20 protein-coding genes, 1 pseudogene and 1 riboswitch are annotated in these 17,068 nt (G+C 48.7%); of the genes and pseudogenes, 9 read left to right on the top strand and 12 right to left on the bottom strand.

Annotation, left to right across the window (positions count from 1 at the left end):
• Window positions 1-33 precede the first annotated feature (33 nt).
• From C7R91_RS24995 to C7R91_RS25005, 3 genes are read right to left on the bottom strand one after another with little or no spacing between them, the layout of a single operon-like run.
• Window positions 34-852, bottom strand: a complete 819-nt coding sequence (locus C7R91_RS24995; protein ID WP_047071884.1) for an SPL family radical SAM protein — start codon at window positions 850-852, stop codon at window positions 34-36.
• 12 nt (window positions 853-864) lie between these two features.
• Window positions 865-1,578, bottom strand: coding sequence for a 2OG-Fe(II) oxygenase (locus C7R91_RS25000; protein WP_047071885.1), 714 nt, complete (start codon window positions 1,576-1,578; stop codon window positions 865-867).
• Window positions 1,571-2,110, bottom strand: coding sequence for a methylated-DNA--[protein]-cysteine S-methyltransferase (locus C7R91_RS25005; RefSeq protein ID WP_047071887.1), 540 nt, complete (start codon window positions 2,108-2,110; stop codon window positions 1,571-1,573). Before C7R91_RS25005 ends, C7R91_RS25000 begins: the two co-directional genes overlap by 8 nt.
• Window positions 2,111-2,282: 172 nt before the next feature.
• On the opposite strand from C7R91_RS25005, the gene moaC reads away from it, so the two are divergent.
• From moaC to C7R91_RS25030, 5 genes are all read left to right on the top strand, one after another.
• Window positions 2,283-2,765 (top strand): cyclic pyranopterin monophosphate synthase MoaC, encoded by a 483-nt coding sequence (moaC, locus tag C7R91_RS25010; protein WP_047071888.1) that lies wholly within the window; start codon window positions 2,283-2,285, stop codon window positions 2,763-2,765.
• 3 nt (window positions 2,766-2,768) lie between these two features.
• Window positions 2,769-4,025 carry an MFS transporter gene (locus tag C7R91_RS25015; RefSeq protein WP_047071889.1) on the top strand — a complete coding sequence of 419 codons (1,257 nt, stop codon included), beginning with the start codon at window positions 2,769-2,771 and terminating at the stop codon, window positions 4,023-4,025.
• A 60-nt stretch (window positions 4,026-4,085) separates the two neighbouring features.
• Window positions 4,086-4,200, top strand: a riboswitch (SAM riboswitch).
• Window positions 4,201-4,283: 83 nt separating this feature from the next.
• Complete coding sequence (locus tag C7R91_RS25020; protein ID WP_047071891.1) at window positions 4,284-5,465, top strand: pyridoxal phosphate-dependent aminotransferase; 1,182 nt, start codon at window positions 4,284-4,286, stop codon at window positions 5,463-5,465.
• Between the two features lie 150 nt (window positions 5,466-5,615).
• On the top strand, window positions 5,616-6,086 hold the full coding sequence (locus tag C7R91_RS25025) for a hypothetical protein (RefSeq protein ID WP_047071893.1): 471 nt from the start codon (window positions 5,616-5,618) through the stop codon (window positions 6,084-6,086).
• A 195-nt stretch (window positions 6,087-6,281) separates the two neighbouring features.
• Window positions 6,282-7,490 (top strand): aminotransferase-like domain-containing protein, encoded by a 1,209-nt coding sequence (locus C7R91_RS25030; protein WP_047071895.1) that lies wholly within the window; start codon window positions 6,282-6,284, stop codon window positions 7,488-7,490.
• A 54-nt stretch (window positions 7,491-7,544) separates the two neighbouring features.
• On the opposite strand, the gene C7R91_RS25035 is transcribed toward C7R91_RS25030, so the two are convergent.
• From C7R91_RS25035 to C7R91_RS25045, 3 genes are all read right to left on the bottom strand, one after another.
• The gene (locus C7R91_RS25035) at window positions 7,545-8,369 is read right to left on the bottom strand and encodes an alpha/beta fold hydrolase (protein WP_047071897.1); all 825 of its coding nucleotides are present in this window, start codon (window positions 8,367-8,369) and stop codon (window positions 7,545-7,547) included.
• A 117-nt stretch (window positions 8,370-8,486) separates the two neighbouring features.
• Window positions 8,487-9,335, bottom strand: a complete 849-nt coding sequence (locus C7R91_RS25040; RefSeq protein WP_007721249.1) for a family 1 encapsulin nanocompartment shell protein — start codon at window positions 9,333-9,335, stop codon at window positions 8,487-8,489.
• A gap of 37 nt (window positions 9,336-9,372) precedes the next feature.
• Window positions 9,373-9,972, bottom strand: a complete 600-nt coding sequence (locus C7R91_RS25045; RefSeq protein ID WP_047071899.1) for an IMEF encapsulin system ferritin-like cargo protein — start codon at window positions 9,970-9,972, stop codon at window positions 9,373-9,375.
• Between the two features lie 330 nt (window positions 9,973-10,302).
• On the opposite strand from C7R91_RS25045, the gene C7R91_RS25050 reads away from it, so the two are divergent.
• On the top strand, window positions 10,303-10,584 hold the full coding sequence (locus C7R91_RS25050; protein WP_007721245.1) for a DUF2325 domain-containing protein: 282 nt from the start codon (window positions 10,303-10,305) through the stop codon (window positions 10,582-10,584).
• A 63-nt stretch (window positions 10,585-10,647) separates the two neighbouring features.
• Window positions 10,648-10,794 (top strand): hypothetical protein, encoded by a 147-nt coding sequence (locus tag C7R91_RS29495; RefSeq protein ID WP_162837758.1) that lies wholly within the window; start codon window positions 10,648-10,650, stop codon window positions 10,792-10,794.
• Window positions 10,795-10,823: 29 nt separating this feature from the next.
• On the opposite strand, the gene C7R91_RS25055 is transcribed toward C7R91_RS29495, so the two are convergent.
• From C7R91_RS25055 to C7R91_RS25065, 3 genes are all read right to left on the bottom strand, one after another.
• Window positions 10,824-11,102 (bottom strand): S1C family serine protease, encoded by a 279-nt coding sequence (locus C7R91_RS25055; RefSeq protein WP_047071901.1) that lies wholly within the window; start codon window positions 11,100-11,102, stop codon window positions 10,824-10,826.
• Between the two features lie 22 nt (window positions 11,103-11,124).
• Complete coding sequence (locus tag C7R91_RS25060; protein WP_047071903.1) at window positions 11,125-12,576, bottom strand: recombinase family protein; 1,452 nt, start codon at window positions 12,574-12,576, stop codon at window positions 11,125-11,127.
• A gap of 111 nt (window positions 12,577-12,687) precedes the next feature.
• Window positions 12,688-13,008: a winged helix-turn-helix transcriptional regulator gene (locus C7R91_RS25065; RefSeq protein WP_047071905.1), complete on the bottom strand. Its 321-nt coding sequence runs from the start codon at window positions 13,006-13,008 to the stop codon at window positions 12,688-12,690.
• A gap of 201 nt (window positions 13,009-13,209) precedes the next feature.
• On the opposite strand from C7R91_RS25065, the gene C7R91_RS25070 reads away from it, so the two are divergent.
• A complete protein-coding gene (locus tag C7R91_RS25070; protein ID WP_047071907.1) occupies window positions 13,210-14,304 on the top strand; it encodes a YheC/YheD family endospore coat-associated protein in 1,095 nt (364 codons plus the stop codon).
• 16 nt (window positions 14,305-14,320) lie between these two features.
• On the opposite strand, the pseudogene C7R91_RS29825 reads toward C7R91_RS25070, so the two are convergent.
• Window positions 14,321-14,599, bottom strand: a pseudogene (locus C7R91_RS29825) (S1C family serine protease); the annotation flags it as partial.
• Window positions 14,600-15,022: 423 nt separating this feature from the next.
• Between C7R91_RS29825 and C7R91_RS25080 the strand changes: the two are divergent.
• On the top strand, window positions 15,023-15,556 hold the full coding sequence (locus C7R91_RS25080; protein ID WP_047071910.1) for a PadR family transcriptional regulator: 534 nt from the start codon (window positions 15,023-15,025) through the stop codon (window positions 15,554-15,556).
• Window positions 15,557-15,612: 56 nt separating this feature from the next.
• On the opposite strand, the gene C7R91_RS25085 is transcribed toward C7R91_RS25080, so the two are convergent.
• The gene (locus C7R91_RS25085; protein WP_015892417.1) at window positions 15,613-16,725 is read right to left on the bottom strand and encodes an aminopeptidase; all 1,113 of its coding nucleotides are present in this window, start codon (window positions 16,723-16,725) and stop codon (window positions 15,613-15,615) included.
• A gap of 173 nt (window positions 16,726-16,898) precedes the next feature.
• Window positions 16,899-16,991 (bottom strand): YjcZ family sporulation protein, encoded by a 93-nt coding sequence (locus tag C7R91_RS25090; RefSeq protein WP_017250455.1) that lies wholly within the window; start codon window positions 16,989-16,991, stop codon window positions 16,899-16,901.
• Window positions 16,992-17,068 lie beyond the last annotated feature (77 nt).

The raw sequence follows: 17,068 nt of genomic DNA on the forward strand, positions 1-17,068 counted from the left end.
ATGAATGGGGTGTGTCAATCAGGGGTTGTGATGCTAAGGGGCGAAGCCTTCCTGACTCAAATAAATCTGATCCGGGGGGAAGACACGTAATAGCCGATCATAGACGATTCGATAGGCGGAAGGGTCATACCATTGTTCCAGCCCAAGCTGTTCATAGAGAGCGGGAATTCCGTTTCTTTTCGTTCGTTTACCGCCGCTGCCATCTCCCATGTAAAAATCGTCGACACAGACACGGGTGACCAAGGGGCGCAAAATCTCCGGGAATGACTCACTGCTAGGCAAAACAGGGGCAATCGTTGCTTGTGTAGGAATGCCTGCTTCCGCCAAGCGCTGGAGTGTTTTGAGCCGCGCTTGAATGGGGGGAGCTTGTGGGCTAAAGTGCCTGCGAATCTCCTCCAAATCGGTCTCGACGGTCATGCTGACGCGGACGCGATCACCCAGCAGGAGCAACAAATCGGCATCCCGCCAAACCAAGGGACTTCTCGTCTGCACCAGCAAAAAATCGGGTGGATTCTCTACCATGACTTCGAGTAAAGACCGCGTTACCTTTTCTGTTTGTTCGATGGGCTGGTACGGGTCTGTACTCGAAGACATGAAGATGGTCACCTTTCCTTTTTTCTTAGCCCGCAAAAGCTCCTTGCGCAATAAATCGGCAGCTTGCTGCTTGATGTCAACCCACGTGCCCCATTGCTCGTTGCGAAACAAAGAGACAGGCATTTGCCGAACATAGCAATAGGAGCAGGCGAAGGAACAGCCCGTATACGGATTGAGCGAGTGGGTGTAATCCGCAAGAAATCCGCTTCCTTTATTGAGGAGGGTTTTCGGCATTTTATAGGAAAGGATGCTTTTCATATGGGGCGTTCCTCACTTTGCATCATGAAAAATAATTCCGAGGCTGTAGCGGGTTCCTGAGGTAATCGTGCTGACACCGTGGCGCAGCGTGTTTTTATAGTAGCCTCGCGTTCCCTGCACAGGACGGTAGGATGTCGGGAAAATCAGGCCAGCGCCTTGGTCCAAGGTTATCACATGTCCCCGGCTCTGCGCGCGCGGCCGTTGCTCCATCAGCAGAAATTCTCCGCCTTTGTAGTCCTTTTCCTTTTGATTCAAGGCAAAAACCACTTGAAATGGGAAGAATACGTCCCCATACATATCCTGATGCATGCAATTATAGCCACCTGTCTCGTATTTCAAAATCAGTGGGGTAGAGCGCAGCTGGCCCTGATCGTGACATTGCGCCAAAAATTCAGGGAGGGTTGCAGGATAAATAGCTTCGCGACCAAGCATTTCCTGCCACCGATTCGCAGTTTGCGCAAGCATCGGATAAAAGCCTTCGCGAAGCTCCTGCAAAAGCGAGGGAAGGGGCTCCTGATAATAACGATACTCTCCTTCACCGAAACGGTACCGCGCCATCTGGATCGTATTGCGAAAAAGGTCGTCTTGTCCGTACGTAGCGATTAATTCTTCGCAATCATTCCCGCTTATTAAGGAAGGAAAAGCAGCATACCCTTGTCCGTCCAACTGCTGTTGCAGGGAATGCCAGTCAAGCGCAGCGATCCTCTCGGCCAGTGAACTAGCCATGCTTCACACCCCGATTCGTCTTTTTCTCCAGATCAAGCAGAGTTGTCTTCATGGGCAGTCCTCCACGATAGCCAGTCAGTGAACCGTTTTTACCGACGACGCGGTGGCAGGGGACTGTAATGAGAACTGGATTGGCACCGATTGCGGCACCGACAGCACGAACAGCAGCGGGCTTTTCAATGATGTTCGCAATGTCGGTGTACGATGCCGTTTGACCGTATGGGATTTGGCGCAGCGCCTCCCAGACAGCGAGCTGAAAAGGCGTTCCAGACAGGTCGCAATCCATGGAAAAATGCTCGCGCGTTCCCTGCAAATACTCCATCAGTTCTGTTGCAAAAGGCTTTAGCCACGGATCGTCTTGCACCAGTGCACTTTGTGGGCGATGCTTTTCAACCCAGGCCTCCAATTCAGCAAAAGGCTGGTTAACCGAGCCGACATAACAAAGCCCGGCAGCGGTTGCAGCCAAATAAATGTTCCAATCACCATGCGTAAGCATTGACCAACGTACCGTCTGATCCTTCCTCGTTTCCATATCCATACGCCTCCTTTGAGCTGTGTACGCACAGTATACCTCCAGTACCTGTTCTTCGTACGTTTTTAGGAGTGGATGAGCAAGATAACGAAATAGTCTCATCTACATTCCCATTGCTTTTATCCAGCGGCGGGAGTAAGGTAGGAAGAGATAGAGGAGGAACGATGCTAGTATGACTGATCAATTAACACATTTTAATGAACAAAATCGAGCGCGGATGGTGGACGTATCTGAGAAGGACGTCACAAAACGGGTGGCTGTAGCCGAGAGCCAAATCAGCATGAAACCCGAAACACTCGCCCGAATCCGGGAAGGTCGAATCGAAAAGGGCGATGTACTCGCAGTTGCGCAGGTAGCAGGTGTCATGGCTGCCAAAAAAACGTGGGAAATCATCCCGATGTGTCATCCGCTGCCATTGACTGGCATCGACATACAATTTGCTTTTGTAGATGAAACGACGCTTGCGATTACAGGAACCGTGAAGACGACAGGGAAAACAGGCGTCGAGATGGAGGCGTTGACCGCTGTCAGCGTAGCGGCTTTGACGGTGTATGACATGTGCAAAGCCATGGATAAAGAAATGATAATCGGTCCGACCAGTCTGCAATCCAAAACAGGCGGAAAAAGCGGCGATTTCCATCGGGGAGAGAAGTAAGCCATGAGGCAAAAGTGGGAATCCTATCCGAGCAGCATTCGTCTATTGGCGATTGCTGCCGTCATTTTTTCTACCGGAATGGCATGTATTTGGCCGCTGGTCACGATTTATATTCATAACCATCTCGGAAAGCCGCTGACTGTAGCCGGCTTCTTGTTGCTTTTAAATCAAGGCGCATTCTTGATCGGGAGTATTGTTGGCGGGATGATGTTTGACCGCTGGGGCAAAATGCGCACCATCATTGTCGGTTCCATAGGTGTTATCCTGATTTCGCTCGGATTAGGTGTTACGCAGGATTTTACGATTTATGTTGTCTTGCTTCTGTTGAATGGACTTTTTTACGGATCACTTTCTCCTGTGATGAATGCACTGGCCGTCGTGTTATGGCCGGACGGAGGACGGAAAGGAATCAATCTGATTTATGTCTCCCTCAATGTGGGAGTTGCTGCCGGTTCTGCGTTGGGCGGCTTTTTGGCAAGTGTGTCATTTGCCTGGACGTTTTTCGGTAATGCCATCTCGCAAGTGATCGTCCTCGCCATGTTCATGCTCATTTTGCCGCGTCAGCTAAAAAAGGCGGAACAACAACGCCAAAACCCGACCGCTGGACAAAGCATGTCTGAAGAGGCAACTGGTGATGTGCCGCAACAACCACAGCAAGAGTCAAAAGTGGTATGGGGAGCCTTGCTGCTATTATGCGGGGGGCTATTAATTAGCTGGATTGTCTATGTACAATGGACGACGGTGCTGTCGACCTATATGCAATCCTTGGGTATTTCTCTCCGTCAATACAGTCTGCTGTGGACGCTGAACGGCGGTTTGATCCTGTTTGGTCAGCCATTGATTGCGTGGGTCATTCGACGCTTTGCCCGTACGCTAAAAGCGCAAATGCTCTTGGGCGCTTATATTTTTGCCTTGTCGATGTTGATTTTGTCTCAGTCAACCGTTTATGCAGGCTTTGTAGCGGGCATGTTCATCATGACGCTAGGCGAAATGCTCGTGTGGCCAGCGGTGCCGGCAGTAGCTGCACAGTTTACGCCTGAGGGACGAGAGGGCTTTATCCAAGGACTGATTGCAGGGACTGGATCGGCTGGGCGAATGCTTGGACCATTGCTCGGCGCATTCATCTTCCAATCAATTCACGCACAGGGGCTCTTGTTCGTGATGGCAGGCTTGTGTCTGTTGTCTGTTGCCTTCTTCGCCTTCCACACCTCTTTTCGAAAAAGAAGACATCAAGTGCCGGTACAGAATCAAGCATCTTGACACGGTTTACGTGCTCAAGTAGTATGATATAGACGAAAAAACAGTATATTCCGTGTGTTTCACTTATTCAGAGAGGTGGAGGGACTGGCCCTATGAAGCCCGGCAGCGGATCTGTTCCATGAGATGGACAGATGCTGTGCCAATTCCAGCAGGATTTTTTCCTGACAGATAAGGACGTGACCAAGCTGATCTCCCCCTTTTTCTGTATGGAAAAAGGGGGTTTTACTGTATTGGGCCCAAGAAAGGAATGGAAGAAAGATGCGCATTCAACCCTCCGACATGATTGATCGACTCCCTACCCAGTTTTTTGCGACCCTGGTGGCAAAAGTAAACAAGGTCATTGCGCAAGGCCATGACGTCATTAACCTGGGGCAGGGCAATCCCGATTTGCCGACACCGCCGCATATTATTGAAGAATTACAGGCGCAAGCGGCACAACCACTTCATCACAAATATCCGCCTTTTCAGGGACGCGTGGAACTGAAGCAGGCAGTGGCTCATTGGTATAAACAAGAATTCGATGTGGACCTCGATCCGGAGGAAGAAGTAGCGATTTTGTTCGGCAGCAAAACCGGACTCGTAGAGATTTGCCAAGTACTCATGAACGCAGGCGATGTCGCACTGGTTCCAGACCCTGGCTATCCGGATTATTGGTCGGGGGTTGCTGTTGTCAACGGACGGATGGTCATGATGCCGTTAAAGGCGGAAAATGACTTCTTGCCAGACTACAGCCAGCTGTCCCAAGCTGATTTGGATCGAGCGAAACTGATGTTTCTCAACTATCCGAACAATCCGACAGCAGTCAACGCACCACTGGAGTTTTATGAAGAAACCATTCGTTTTGCCCGAAAACATGAAATCGTCGTCTGCCACGACTTCGCCTACGGGGCGATCAGCTATGACGGGAAAAAGCCGGTCAGCTTCATGCAGGTTCCGGGTGCAAAAGAAGTGGGCGTAGAATTTTATACCTTGTCCAAAACGTACAACATGGCAGGCTGGCGTGTTGGTGCCATGGTAGGAAATCGCGAGCTGGTTCGTCTGATTAACCTCATTCAGGACCATTACTTCGTCAGTCTGTTCGGTGCAGTACAGATGGCGGCAGCCAAAGCGATGACGGATTCGCAGCAGTGCGTCCGCGATCTCGTCGCTGTCTACGAGAGCCGCCGCAATGCCTTGTACTCCAATCTCCATCGGATTGGTTGGCAAGCTCCGCCATCTCAAGGTTCTTTCTTTGCTTGGCTTCCTGTTCCAAGCGGCTTCACATCCGTGGAGTTCTCTGACCTGCTTTTGGAAAAAGCGCATGTCGTCGTAGCGCCAGGAAATGGCTTTGGCCCGACAGGTGAGGGCTATGTGCGAGCGGCTTTGTTATCAAATGAAGAGCGTCTCGCAGAAGCGGTTCAGCGGATTGAGCGGTTAGGGTTATTTACGAAAACAAAATAAAGGCGAGGCAAATTGGCCACACTACCATGCATATGGAGTGTGGCTTTTTCTTCTGGAATAAAAATCATTCTCATTATTGACAGATAATGATTTTCATTATACGATGTCATTGTTAATGATAATTAGTCTCAGCGAGAGCGGGAGGGTACCATGCGCTATCAGATTAACGGTTACACGGATATGTATACGGTGATCGCCAACGAGAGAAAAATCGGCGGAGCCATTGAAGCAGGCCAGATTCGCTTGCGGACGGGAGAAGTTTACGCCAATGCTGTTCTCACTCGTTTGGAAATGTCAGGTGCGCATTTTTGCTCGATCGGATTTGTTACAGAAGAAGGCAAAAGGCTGATTGTCCATGTGAATGATATCAGCATGATTGCTGATGCTCGTCACGTCAACGTATGTGAGCTGACGAATGAATGCATGAGAGTGGAGAAGTCCGCAGAGAGACTGAAGCGATTGAAGCGTCTCTGTGAACTGAATGAAGGCAGCTGTACGCCGACCTTCCAGGAAGAGGCATTGCTGCTGGCTAGCGATATCGGTATGGAAGAAGCGTCCGCGCATGTAGACCTCTCTTTCCTCCCACACACAGAGAAACCGCGTGTGTTCCGAATCGCCTAGGAAGATATAGCCCCTACATATGGACCCCTTTTCGTTTGATACGAAGAGGGGTTTTTTGCATGCAGGGTGTCAAGACTAACGATTGAACAACCGCTCGACATAGTCAAAACCTATCTACTTATAGCTAGCAAGGATTGGACTTACGCTATTGACAGTGATAAAACAAGGATAAGCAAAATCAAGGGGGAACGGAACATGGAGTACTCATTTTCAAAATCTGTGGAAGCACTATCCTCCTCGGCTGTCCGGGAAATCTTGAAGCTGACCCAAGGCAATCAAGTGCTCTCGCTCGCAGGTGGCCTGCCAGCAGAGGATTCTTTTCCAATCGCAGAGATGCGCGAAGCGTTCAACCGCGCATTCGAACAAGGAGCAAAAGCTCTTCAGTACGGATTGACTGATGGCTACCTGCCGCTTCGTGAGTGGATTGCATCCCGCATGAAGCAAAAGCATATGGACGTCGGTGCAGATAATATGATCATCACTACGGGCTCACAGCAAGCAGTAGACTTGTTGTGCCGTGTATATTTAGACGAAGGCGATGTCGTTCTCGTCGAAAACCCTACCTATTTGGCAGCCGTTCAGTTGTTTCAATTCCGGGGAATCAAAGCGATTCCCGTAGATGGTGATGCTAATGGGATGGACCTGGACGATCTGGCGAAAAAAATAGCCCAGTATCGCCCGAAAATGGTGTACGTCATTCCTACCTTTGCCAATCCGACAGGAAAGGTATGGAGCCTCGAGCGCCGTCTCGGTTTGCTTCGTCAATGTAAGGCACAAAACATTCTCATCCTGGAAGACGATCCATATGGAGAGATCCAATTCGATGGGGAAGCTCCGTACCGCTCGATTTTCTCACTGGATGAGCATCCGACCGATTCCTGTGTGGTGTACACCAGTACCTTCTCCAAAATTGTCGCGCCAGGCTTGCGTACCGGATGGGCGATCGGAGATACCCGCGTGATTCAGATGATGGTGAAGGCGAAGCAAGCAGTTGATTTGCAGTCGAGCACAATCGACCAGTACGCCCTGTATGAGCTGTTGTCCCGCTTTGATCTGGAGCGCCACATTGAGAAAATCCGCGAGTCCTACAAGGCACGCATGGAATGGATGCATGAGCTCTTGGTTGCGCAAAACTGGGAGGGCGTACAGTGGGAAAAACCAAGAGGCGGAATGTTCCTCTGGGTGAATCTGCCTGAGCACGTCGATGCAGAAAAGCTGCTGGCCCGATCCGTACAGGAAGGCGTGGCATTCGTGCCAGGGAAGCCGTTTTATGCTGCCGAGCCGCAAGTCAATACGATGCGCTTGAACTATACGCTCTTGAACCGAGAGGATACGGAGCTTGCGATTTCACGACTGGGCAAAGCATTCCACGCCTACAGCGAATCTCTTGTGACAAATGTTTAATGGAAGCAAAAAGACAACCATTCTCATTGAGCTGGTTGTCTTTTTTATGCTTGTTTACAGGGAGAGGGAGAGCTCTCTTTGTGCCCGATCCAGCCATTCATTCACAAGCTCTGTAAACAGAAGCGGCTGCTCGATCTGCAAGTTGTGTCCGGCACAATCGAGAGCGGCAAAAGAAGAGCGGGGATAGCCTTCGATGATATCCCAAATATCGCGATAACCGACAGAATGATCTTGTTTGCCTACAACAAAAAGACTCGGATGCGGGAAGGGGGCGGTTTCCAATGGGAAGGACACGCCATACGCTTGTCTGATTTTACTGAGGAAAGAAGGGTCAGACAGCATATAGCCGTCGATAATCTCTTTTTTATAGCGATTCCACGTATAATCGGTAGCGACTACCGCCATCGACTCAAACTCCGCACGTTCCGTCTCGCTTAGCTGCTCCCAGAGAGAAGACTCCTTGACCAGGACGGGTTTATCCGGCAGTGTGCGCTTTTCTTTATCAGGAATGACGTTCGGGCAGATGAAAAGGGCGCCCTTCACTTGATCACGGCGCTTCTCGATAACTGCTCGTGTAAGATACCCGCCGTATGATTCACCTGCAATGAAAAAGGGCTCTCCTGGAATAAGTCGATCAATGAACGCGAGGACAACCTCCAGAATATCGTCTGTGGTGTGGATATGGTCGTAGTTTTCCGTTTGTCCCATTCCCGGCAGGTCTATGTAAAGTCGTCGGTATCCCGGACGTTTCTCAAAAACTGGTTCCAGACAGCCAGTCATGCAGCGATGATCAAGTGAAAAGCCATGAATCATTACGACAGGAAAACCACTTCCGATTTCCTCGTAATAAAGGTTGACGCCATTGACCTCACATCTCATAAAAAACCCTCCAATGACATTTGTGTCAGAGTGTTTCGAAATTTCGTAGCGTACTTTCTAATTATAACTGAAACACACCCACAACGAGAATCGTCAATGGGTGTGCCAAAGGGCTTCTTATTCTTCGGTTTCTTCCAAGGTGCAAATGGCGCTTGGACGCTTGATGCGCAATACAACGCACTCATATACACGGAACAGACTGTTCATTTGCTCGTCTCCGAGGAATGCGGAGTCGAAGTCTTCTGCAATCGCCAGGTCGAGATTGTGTCGGCCAGTCGCTACGAGTACGCCAGAGCGGCCTTTAATGGTAGGGGATTGGAAGACACCATCTGTAACGAGATTGCGAACGTGCTCGATCTCAAGCACGTTGGTGCCTTTGTGCACGCGATGCAAGAGAGAGTAGAGCTCAGGAGAAACAACCAGTGCATACGGACCGCTATGGCCCATTTTCAACAGCTTGTTGCGTGCTTCCACGATATCGGCAAACGCATTGCCAGATTCCATCCAATCGCTCTTCAGATGAGTGAGGCGGCCTTTTACGTTCATCAGACCAGGAAGGTCGAATTCCGCAGCACCGTTGAAGATCAGATCGTCTTCCATCAGTGCACCACCAGCAGCCGCGTTGGCAGCCGCGCTCATGTCCAAAGGCATGCCCAGTGTGCGTGCTTGGGCAACATCGCGCCAGTAGAGCATGAAATCCTTGTACAGGATCGGAATCGTCATGCTGACACGGCGGCTAGGCTGTGTCATTTCCAGTGATTCTCCGCGCAGGGAGAGACCGCCAAAACGAGATTCCTCATATACATCGTTGGTAATGGTTTGGATGCCTTCACCCAATGGTCCATAAATATCGATAAAACGACGTCCTACCAGCTGGCGGCGAGCCATGTCAACGACAGTTGCGTCCAGTTGGTTCCATTCTTCGGTCGTCAAGGGAGAGTCTGGGTATTTACGAAGCTTGTCCATAGTGTAACCTCCATGTTATTTCAGGATTTCCGATTCTTTACATTCCTTTCAAGCTGCCAACTGTCAGTCCTTTTTTGCCAGAAACTGCAGGGGCGGAATGCTTGATCACGGAAGCAACACCGTGAGGAGCAGAAGCCGAGGCTTTCAAATGATCGACCTGGTGAATGTCGTGCCCCTCATCGTGATCAGTGAGATCAGGATGAGCCGCATCAGAGAAGCGTTGGCTTATGTTCGCCATGATCTCTTTGACTGTCAAATAGTCTGTATGCGTCTTTTCACGCATGCCATCCAGGAGCTGACGTGTCTCGTCATCCTTGAATTCATACAAAGAGAGCTCCAGATGCTCGCGGAAATTGTGCAGTCCAAAACGCTCCAGATTCACATCGGACAGCATTTGCGAGAGGTCGCGATCACTTAGCTGATCCAGGCTTTTTCCTGCTGACAGCTTCTCCAGGTAGGGAACCAATTCCTGCAAGCGTCCCATACGCTGTTCTTCTTCTTCCAAAATATGATGGTAGTAAAGACGAGTATGCTCGTCCGTTGCCGCGTCGATAATCGGCTGGATAACGCCCATGAAGCTGTTGATATAACCTCTGGTGCGATCAAAAATGGCGTGCAGCTGTGTAATTTCTTGCACCCTACGCCACCTCCTCATTCACAATCTATTTTTTCATTATACCGTTGGAAAAAACACCCGGGCAACACCTATGTACATTTTCCTATGATTACGAAGAATATGGTGTGGTGCAATTTGGAAAAGGGCGCGTGAACGCTAGAGCCCTGCGGCTTTGTCTATCGGCGTCGTTTTTAGTTTTGTTTTTTGACAAAAAAGTTATCATGGAGAGTATTGTCAAAGCCAATTGGGAATGATAATATTTATCAATAAGAGTGATATTCATTATCAATTAGCATTCTAAGAAGAAAACATAAATCCTACATTCACCTAAATTTAAGGAGGTAACAAGTTATGTCATCCATTTTAGTAATAGGCGGAGATCGCCTGGGCAATATTATCGAATTTTTGCAAGGTCAAGGCTTCAAGGATATTCACCATGTAACTGGACGGAAAAGCTCGCAAACCGGGGTGAAAATTCCAGCTGGTATCCACATGATTCTGGTGTTGACTGATTTCGTCAATCACAACTTGGCCAAAACTGTGAAAAACCAAGCCAAAGATCGCGAGTTGCCCATCGTTTTCTGCAAGCGTTCATGTTCTGCTATTGCCAAAGCTTTTGATCTCACTGCGTAAATACATACTCTCCAGATCGGGCAGACTACGATCGTGAGTCTGACACCAACGGAGGAATGACGCATGGAACAGAATCGTTTGGGTGAACTGCCTATCGCACAGCTTACGGCCGCTCAGCTGCAACAATTAAAACAGGCAGAAGAACAAATCAACACAGAAGGTCCAAATGTATATCTTATTGCACTAGAAAAGCAATCCCCGTCCTCCTAGACGGGGTTTTTTTATTGAATCTTTGCTTCTCACTTAAATACGTACTGCTCAAGTTGCATTTTGAGTGCGTCAATTCCGATGGCGAAGCCCAAGCATTGGCTGGATTGAATGATGAATGCATTGAGACCAACGACTTCCCCATTCAAATTAATGAGTGGACCTCCACTATTTCCTGGGTTAATCGCAGCATCCGTCTGAAAAATTTCTTCGTACATTCGCTTCGCAACCTGTAGGCGGCGGTTTTTGGCACTGATGATTCCCGCTGTCACAGAATTTTCCAAACCAAGTGGGGAACCATCTGTCGCCATACAGACAAAATAAGAGGAAAATTTAGTGAAAAGACAACAGACGCAGGCAGACCTCTCGATTTTTTTGACCAGAGACAGCGTCTGTTGCTTCCGCGTCAACACGTTTGATGAGCGTGCATACGAGCAATCGCCGTTCTTTTTCATTTGCGTGCGTCCAAATGAGCTTCCAATTGGAAAGAGCATCTAGATCAAGCGGTTTTATGTTTGAAAAAGCAGGGTAAGTTCGTTCCCATTCTTTTGCAGCCAGCTCTAACGAATTGATTTTCTCTCGTAAGGCAGAGAGAGTAAGGAATCCTTCTTCATAAGCCTGTTCCCAGCGCTGCCTCCGAATATGCAGCTGCTGCTCAGTTTCTTTGGCGGGAGCGCGGGAATTCGTCTGTAACACAGTCTGATACACTTCCTTCAACGCAGCGATTGACTCTGGGGAATGCTGTATCAGCTCGTGGACAATGGCTTTTTCCAAGCGATCCTCACGTATGGCAGGAGCATCACACGTACCAGCGAGCTTGTTTTTACATAAGTAGTAGCGGTGCGTGTAGCGTTTTTCCCCTTTTCCCGTGATTGTGGTTGTTTTCCCGCGCATAGAGGAGCCGCAACGCGAGCAGTACAGCAATCCGGAAAAGAGGTAACGGGAGCCGAGAACGCGGGGGTGCCTTGTTCCGCGAGCACTCATTCGCTCCTGAACCCGCGAGAAACATGATTGATCGATGATGGCCGGATGAGTCGCCTCTTGGATAATCCATTCTTCCGGGTCATTGCGTTGTTGGTCGGCGTCGGTGTAATTCCAACGCAGCGCACCATGATAGACTGGATTTTTTAACAGGCGAAGCACGGAACTTGCACTCCACGAAGCGCCATTTTTCCCGCGCAATCCGGAATGATTCGCCCATTCAGCAATTTGGCGCGGAGATTCACCTCGATCATAGCGCTCGAACATACTGCGTACGCCTGCTGCTTCCCTTTGATTTACGACCAGCGTTCCTCGCACCAGATTGTATCCATACGGTGCAGGTCCTCCTGGTCGTTTTCGTTCTCTTGCCATTTGACTCATCCCCAGCTTAACCCGTTCCGCCAAGTTTTCCCGCTCCCATTGGGCGAGGGCAGCCACTAGGGTTATAAAGAGTCGCCCGATTGCGGTAGTCGTATCGTATACCTCAGTACAGCTTTTGAAGTGTACCGCATATTGATCGAACTCCTGCAGGAGCTGATACAGATCAAGGACAGAGCGAGTGAGTCGATCGAGTCGATAGACGAGGACGACATCGATTTCACCCGTTCGGATATCTTGCAGGAGCTGACCGAGTGCGGGGCGATTCGTATCTTTGGCACTCACGCCTTCATCTGCGTAGACTGCATGGACTTCCCATCCTTGGGAGTGAACGTACGAGAGCAGCTTTTCCCTTTGAGCGGGGATCGAAAACCCTTCGCGTGCCTGATCCTCTGTGCTGACACGAATGTAGACGGCCGTTCGCATTGCCCGTTCTCCCTTCACTATGGGTTGCTAGAGTGTACAGCAAAAGGGAGGAGCTTATGCCTGACCGCAATAAAAAACCCCGCTTATCCGTCTTGGACAAGTGGGGGTATGCTACATCCATTTTTGGCCCCATTCGTGAATGGAATCAATGACAGGACGCAGATCTTTTCCTTTTTCGGTCAATTCGTATTCAATGCGAACCGGGATCTCTGGGTACACCTTGCGCTCCAAAATCTCGAGCTCTTCCAGCTCCTTCAGCCTTTCCGAGAGCATTTTATCGCTCATATGTGGAACCATTTCCCGGATATCTTTAAAACGTACAGTTCCGCGTAGCAACACATGAATAATCAGGCCGGTCCAGCGTTTTCCAAGGACGTTTATTGCACATTCATATTTTGGACACATGTGTTCGCCAGAAAAATCATGACTCATATCGGCGTCACCTCTATCTTGCAGCATTATTGTTGCCCTTTATTTTAACAGATTAGCTTGAAAAAAGTAAGTAACGAAAAGTTGGAATGACACTTTGTCAATGGCTGAGAGGTTAAGCCCGTTTTCATGGACAAATGTTTCCCTATAAGGTGTCCACACATACACTAATCGCGAAAGAAAAGAAGTGAAGAGGGTGTTGGGATGATTCCAAAACGGGTAATCGGCATTTTAACCTGGCGGGAGGGGTTACGCTTTGAGGAACCAGGTTATTTGCGAAAGCTGGTTCAAACAGGGCAAAAGCTAGGCGCACAAATCTACCTGTTTTCGCATCAGGACGTCAATGTTCCCGCCAGAAAGATCAAAGGCTTCATCCCCAAACCAAACGGGGGCTGGATGAGTAAAACGTTTCCTTGGCCAGAAGTTGTCATTGATCGGTATCGACGCAGGGTAAAGGAGTATATCCGGCTGCGAAATAGCGATCTGTTTTTCTTTGCCAACAGTCCGTTCAGTAAAAAATGGAGAGTGACGAATCTGCTTGCTTCTGATGAACGCGTCAAACGCTGGATCCCGGAGACGCATGTTTACGAAAAAGGCAAGGTCCGAAACATGCTCGCACGCCATGGGCTTGTCTATGTCAAACCAGGCAACGGCACAGGGGGAAGAAGCATTCTCAGAGTGAAGAGCAGCGGCAAGGATTATAGCCTTTCTGGACGTGACAAAAAGCATAAGCACCACGTAGCTCGAATTGGTACGGTGGAAGGCGTGGAAAAATGGGTCAAAACGTGGGTAGAGGAGCAGCGCATTCGCGATGGCAATTTCCTGGTGCAGCAAGGTTTGGACCTTGGACTGCTACGCAAGCATGTCGTCGATGTACGGCTATTGATTCAAAAGGACGAGCGTGGGGAGTGGGAGGTGACAGGGTGCGGAGTACGCATGGGGGAGAAGGGCAGTGCTACTTCCAATTTGCATGGTGGAGGCAGAGCGATTCCCTTTGAATGGCTAATGTTCAAGCGATTCGGCGAGGAGCGTGGAGAGCTGATCAAGCAGGAATGTTATCAGCTTGCTTTTGATGTTGCAAACACGCTCGAGGACTATTTTGGCCGCATGATGGAATTCGGACTGGACATTGGGGTAGATGTGGACGGACGTGCGTGGTTAATCGAAGTGAACCCCAAGCCTGGGAGAGAGGTTTTTCGCCAGATGGGTGACATGGCGCTATACAAAAAGGCGATAGCCCGTCCCGTTCAATTTGCCCTGTATTTGGCCCGGAACAAGGCTCGTTTTTTGTCTCTTTGAATACAGATGGAGAACCGACGCTGATGACCCATTCTCCTACTTTTGTATGAGAGGAGTTGCCTAGTGGCAGCGGATATAGCTTGCAGTCTGCATCAATTTTGATGACGGCGTAATCCCGAACTCGATCAGCTATAATGCGTTTGGCTTCAAACACTCTACCGTTATATAGCTTCACGAAAATGTTTTTGGATTTGCCGATGACATGCTCGCTCGTCAAGATATATCCTTTCGGATGAAAAAGAAATCCGGAGCCGAAGCTTCGTTCCATGGGTGGAGAATTATCTTCATGATCCATAAGGCTGCGAATTAACGAATCCACGTCTTTGGAATGGGGAGCATCCTCTGTCACGATGGAGACGACTCCCTCTTGAACTCGCTCGACAATGGGAACGAAGAAATTGAATGGGTGCAGACTGCTGCTGCTCACAGGGTACTTTACTCGCGTATACTGGGACCATTTTTTACTTTTCACCGATCTCTCCCCCTACAGCAGATAGGTATGTATCATCTTATGGGGAGTGGAGAGGGAAGGGACGCCCAATTTCTAGTCGAGTGTAAGGATATATCATTAATTTTGATTGATATAATAAAGAAATAGCATTGGTATAATTATTTAAATCCATTTATAATAACATGTAGTTAAAGAATATTTCGAACATAAAGGCTAAGTCCTAGCCGCTAGAGAGAGAAAAAGAACGGTAACGGAGGATGCGAAGAGATGGATGTTAAAACGATCATACTGGGTTTCTTGAGCTATGGGGAAATGAGTGGCTACGATATTAAGCAAGCGTTTACAAATAGTATTGGGTTCTTTTATGACGCTAGCTTTGGTGCTATTTATCCAGCATTGCGCAAACTGGAGGAAGAGGGCTTCGTGACGAAGCAAGAAATCATTCAGTCTGGCAAGCCGAACAAGATTTTGTACCGTATTACAGAAGCCGGAAAACAATCTTTCCGTCAAGAAATTCAGACGCCTATCTTGCCGCCAGTATTGCGTTCAGACATGCTGGTTAAGATTTTCTTCGGTAAGAGCCGCACGATCGATGAACAAAAGGATTTGCTAGAGGGCTGCTTGGATACGCAACGTCAATTGCTCCAACAAAGTAAGGCCTCGTATAAAAAGCTGGAAGTAAATTTTGACGAATACCAACGTTTTTGCTGGGAGTATACCATTCATCATCTGGAGTCAACGATTTCCTTTATGGAACAAAAAATGACTTCCTTGTTGAAACAACCAGCATATTCTGTTTAGCCAATAAAGCGAAGGGCTCATGTCTTGTGAACAATGAGCCCTTCGCTTATTTTCATTTATTTCAGGTTTTCTGGATTGAGGCATTCGAGCTCAGGTACAACGAAACGTCCGTCTTTGCGGATCAGGCGATCGTCAAACCAAATTTCCCCACCGCCCCACTCAGGACGTTGAATCATGACCAAGTCCCAGTGAATGGAGGATTTGTTTCCGTTAAACGCTTCATCGTATGCCTGTCCTGGTGTGAAGTGGAAGCTTCCATCGATTTTTTCATCGAAGAGAATGTCTTTCATCGGGTTTTGGATGTATGGATTCACACCAATCGCAAATTCCCCAACGAATCTGGCACCTTCATCCGTGTCAAAGATTTCATTGATCTTCTCTGTATCGTTTGCAGTTGCCTCGACGATTTTGCCATCCTTGAAGGTCAGCTTGATATTGTCGTATGTAAAGCCTTGGTAAGGAGATGGCGTGTTGTACGCGATCGTACCGTTGACGGAATCACGGACAGGGGCAGTGAATACTTCTCCGTCTGGGATGTTGGCTTCACCAGCACATTTGATTGCCGGAATATCTTTGATGGAGAAGGTCAAATCGGTGCCTGGCCCTACGATACGTACCTTATCGGTTTTCTCCATCAGCTCGACCAGGCTGTCCATGGCTTTATCCATTTTGCCGTAATCAAGGGTGCAAACCTTGAAATAGAAATCTTCGAAGGCGGCCGTGCTCATATTAGCTAACTGAGCCATGGATGCATTTGGATAGCGAAGCACGACCCATTTGGTATGCGGTACGCGAATATCTAGTACAGGACGCGCTAGCAGCTTGGAGTGCAGCTGCATTTTGTCTCCAGGCACATCAGAGAGTTCACTAATGTTGTCGCCACCGCGGATGCCAATGTAGCAATCCATTTGTTTCATGAAAGCCACATCTGCTTCACGCATGATCCCCAATTGTGTTTCATTGGCGCCCATCAAGAGTTCACGCTGAACGGATTGGTCGATCAGTTGGACAAACGGATTTCCCCCAGCTTCGTATACTTTGGCAATGACAGCCTTTGTCAGATCGGTAACATTGCCAATGGAGTAAATTAAAACGTTTTCACCAGGCTTGACAGTCACCGAATAATTGACGAGGACGTCAGCTAGTTTTTCAATTCGTGGATCTTTCATAGGAAGGGGATCCCTCGCTTTCCATATCATTCTTATCCATTGTACACAACTCAAACAGAAAAAAGCTACCCACTGACGAGGGTAGCTTGCGGAGGAAACGCGCTTGAAGGATACGGTACTTCATGTATATGCAACGACCTGCTAAATATGGCTATATCTTCGGGGAAGAAAGATTAGTCGCAGCTGCACCCGATAATAACCAGCAGGATGAAAAGAATCAAAACCAGAGTGAAGCCGTCGAACTCTCCATTAAAGATGCCGCTCATCGAATAAACATCCTCCTCATGTGTGTGTTAAGCCTCTTGTGCTTACATCTACAACATATGGGTGATCGCATAGGACC

Origin of the sequence: Brevibacillus formosus (assembly GCF_003013405.1) — a bacterium.
Taxonomy (GTDB): domain Bacteria; phylum Bacillota; class Bacilli; order Brevibacillales; family Brevibacillaceae; genus Brevibacillus; species Brevibacillus formosus.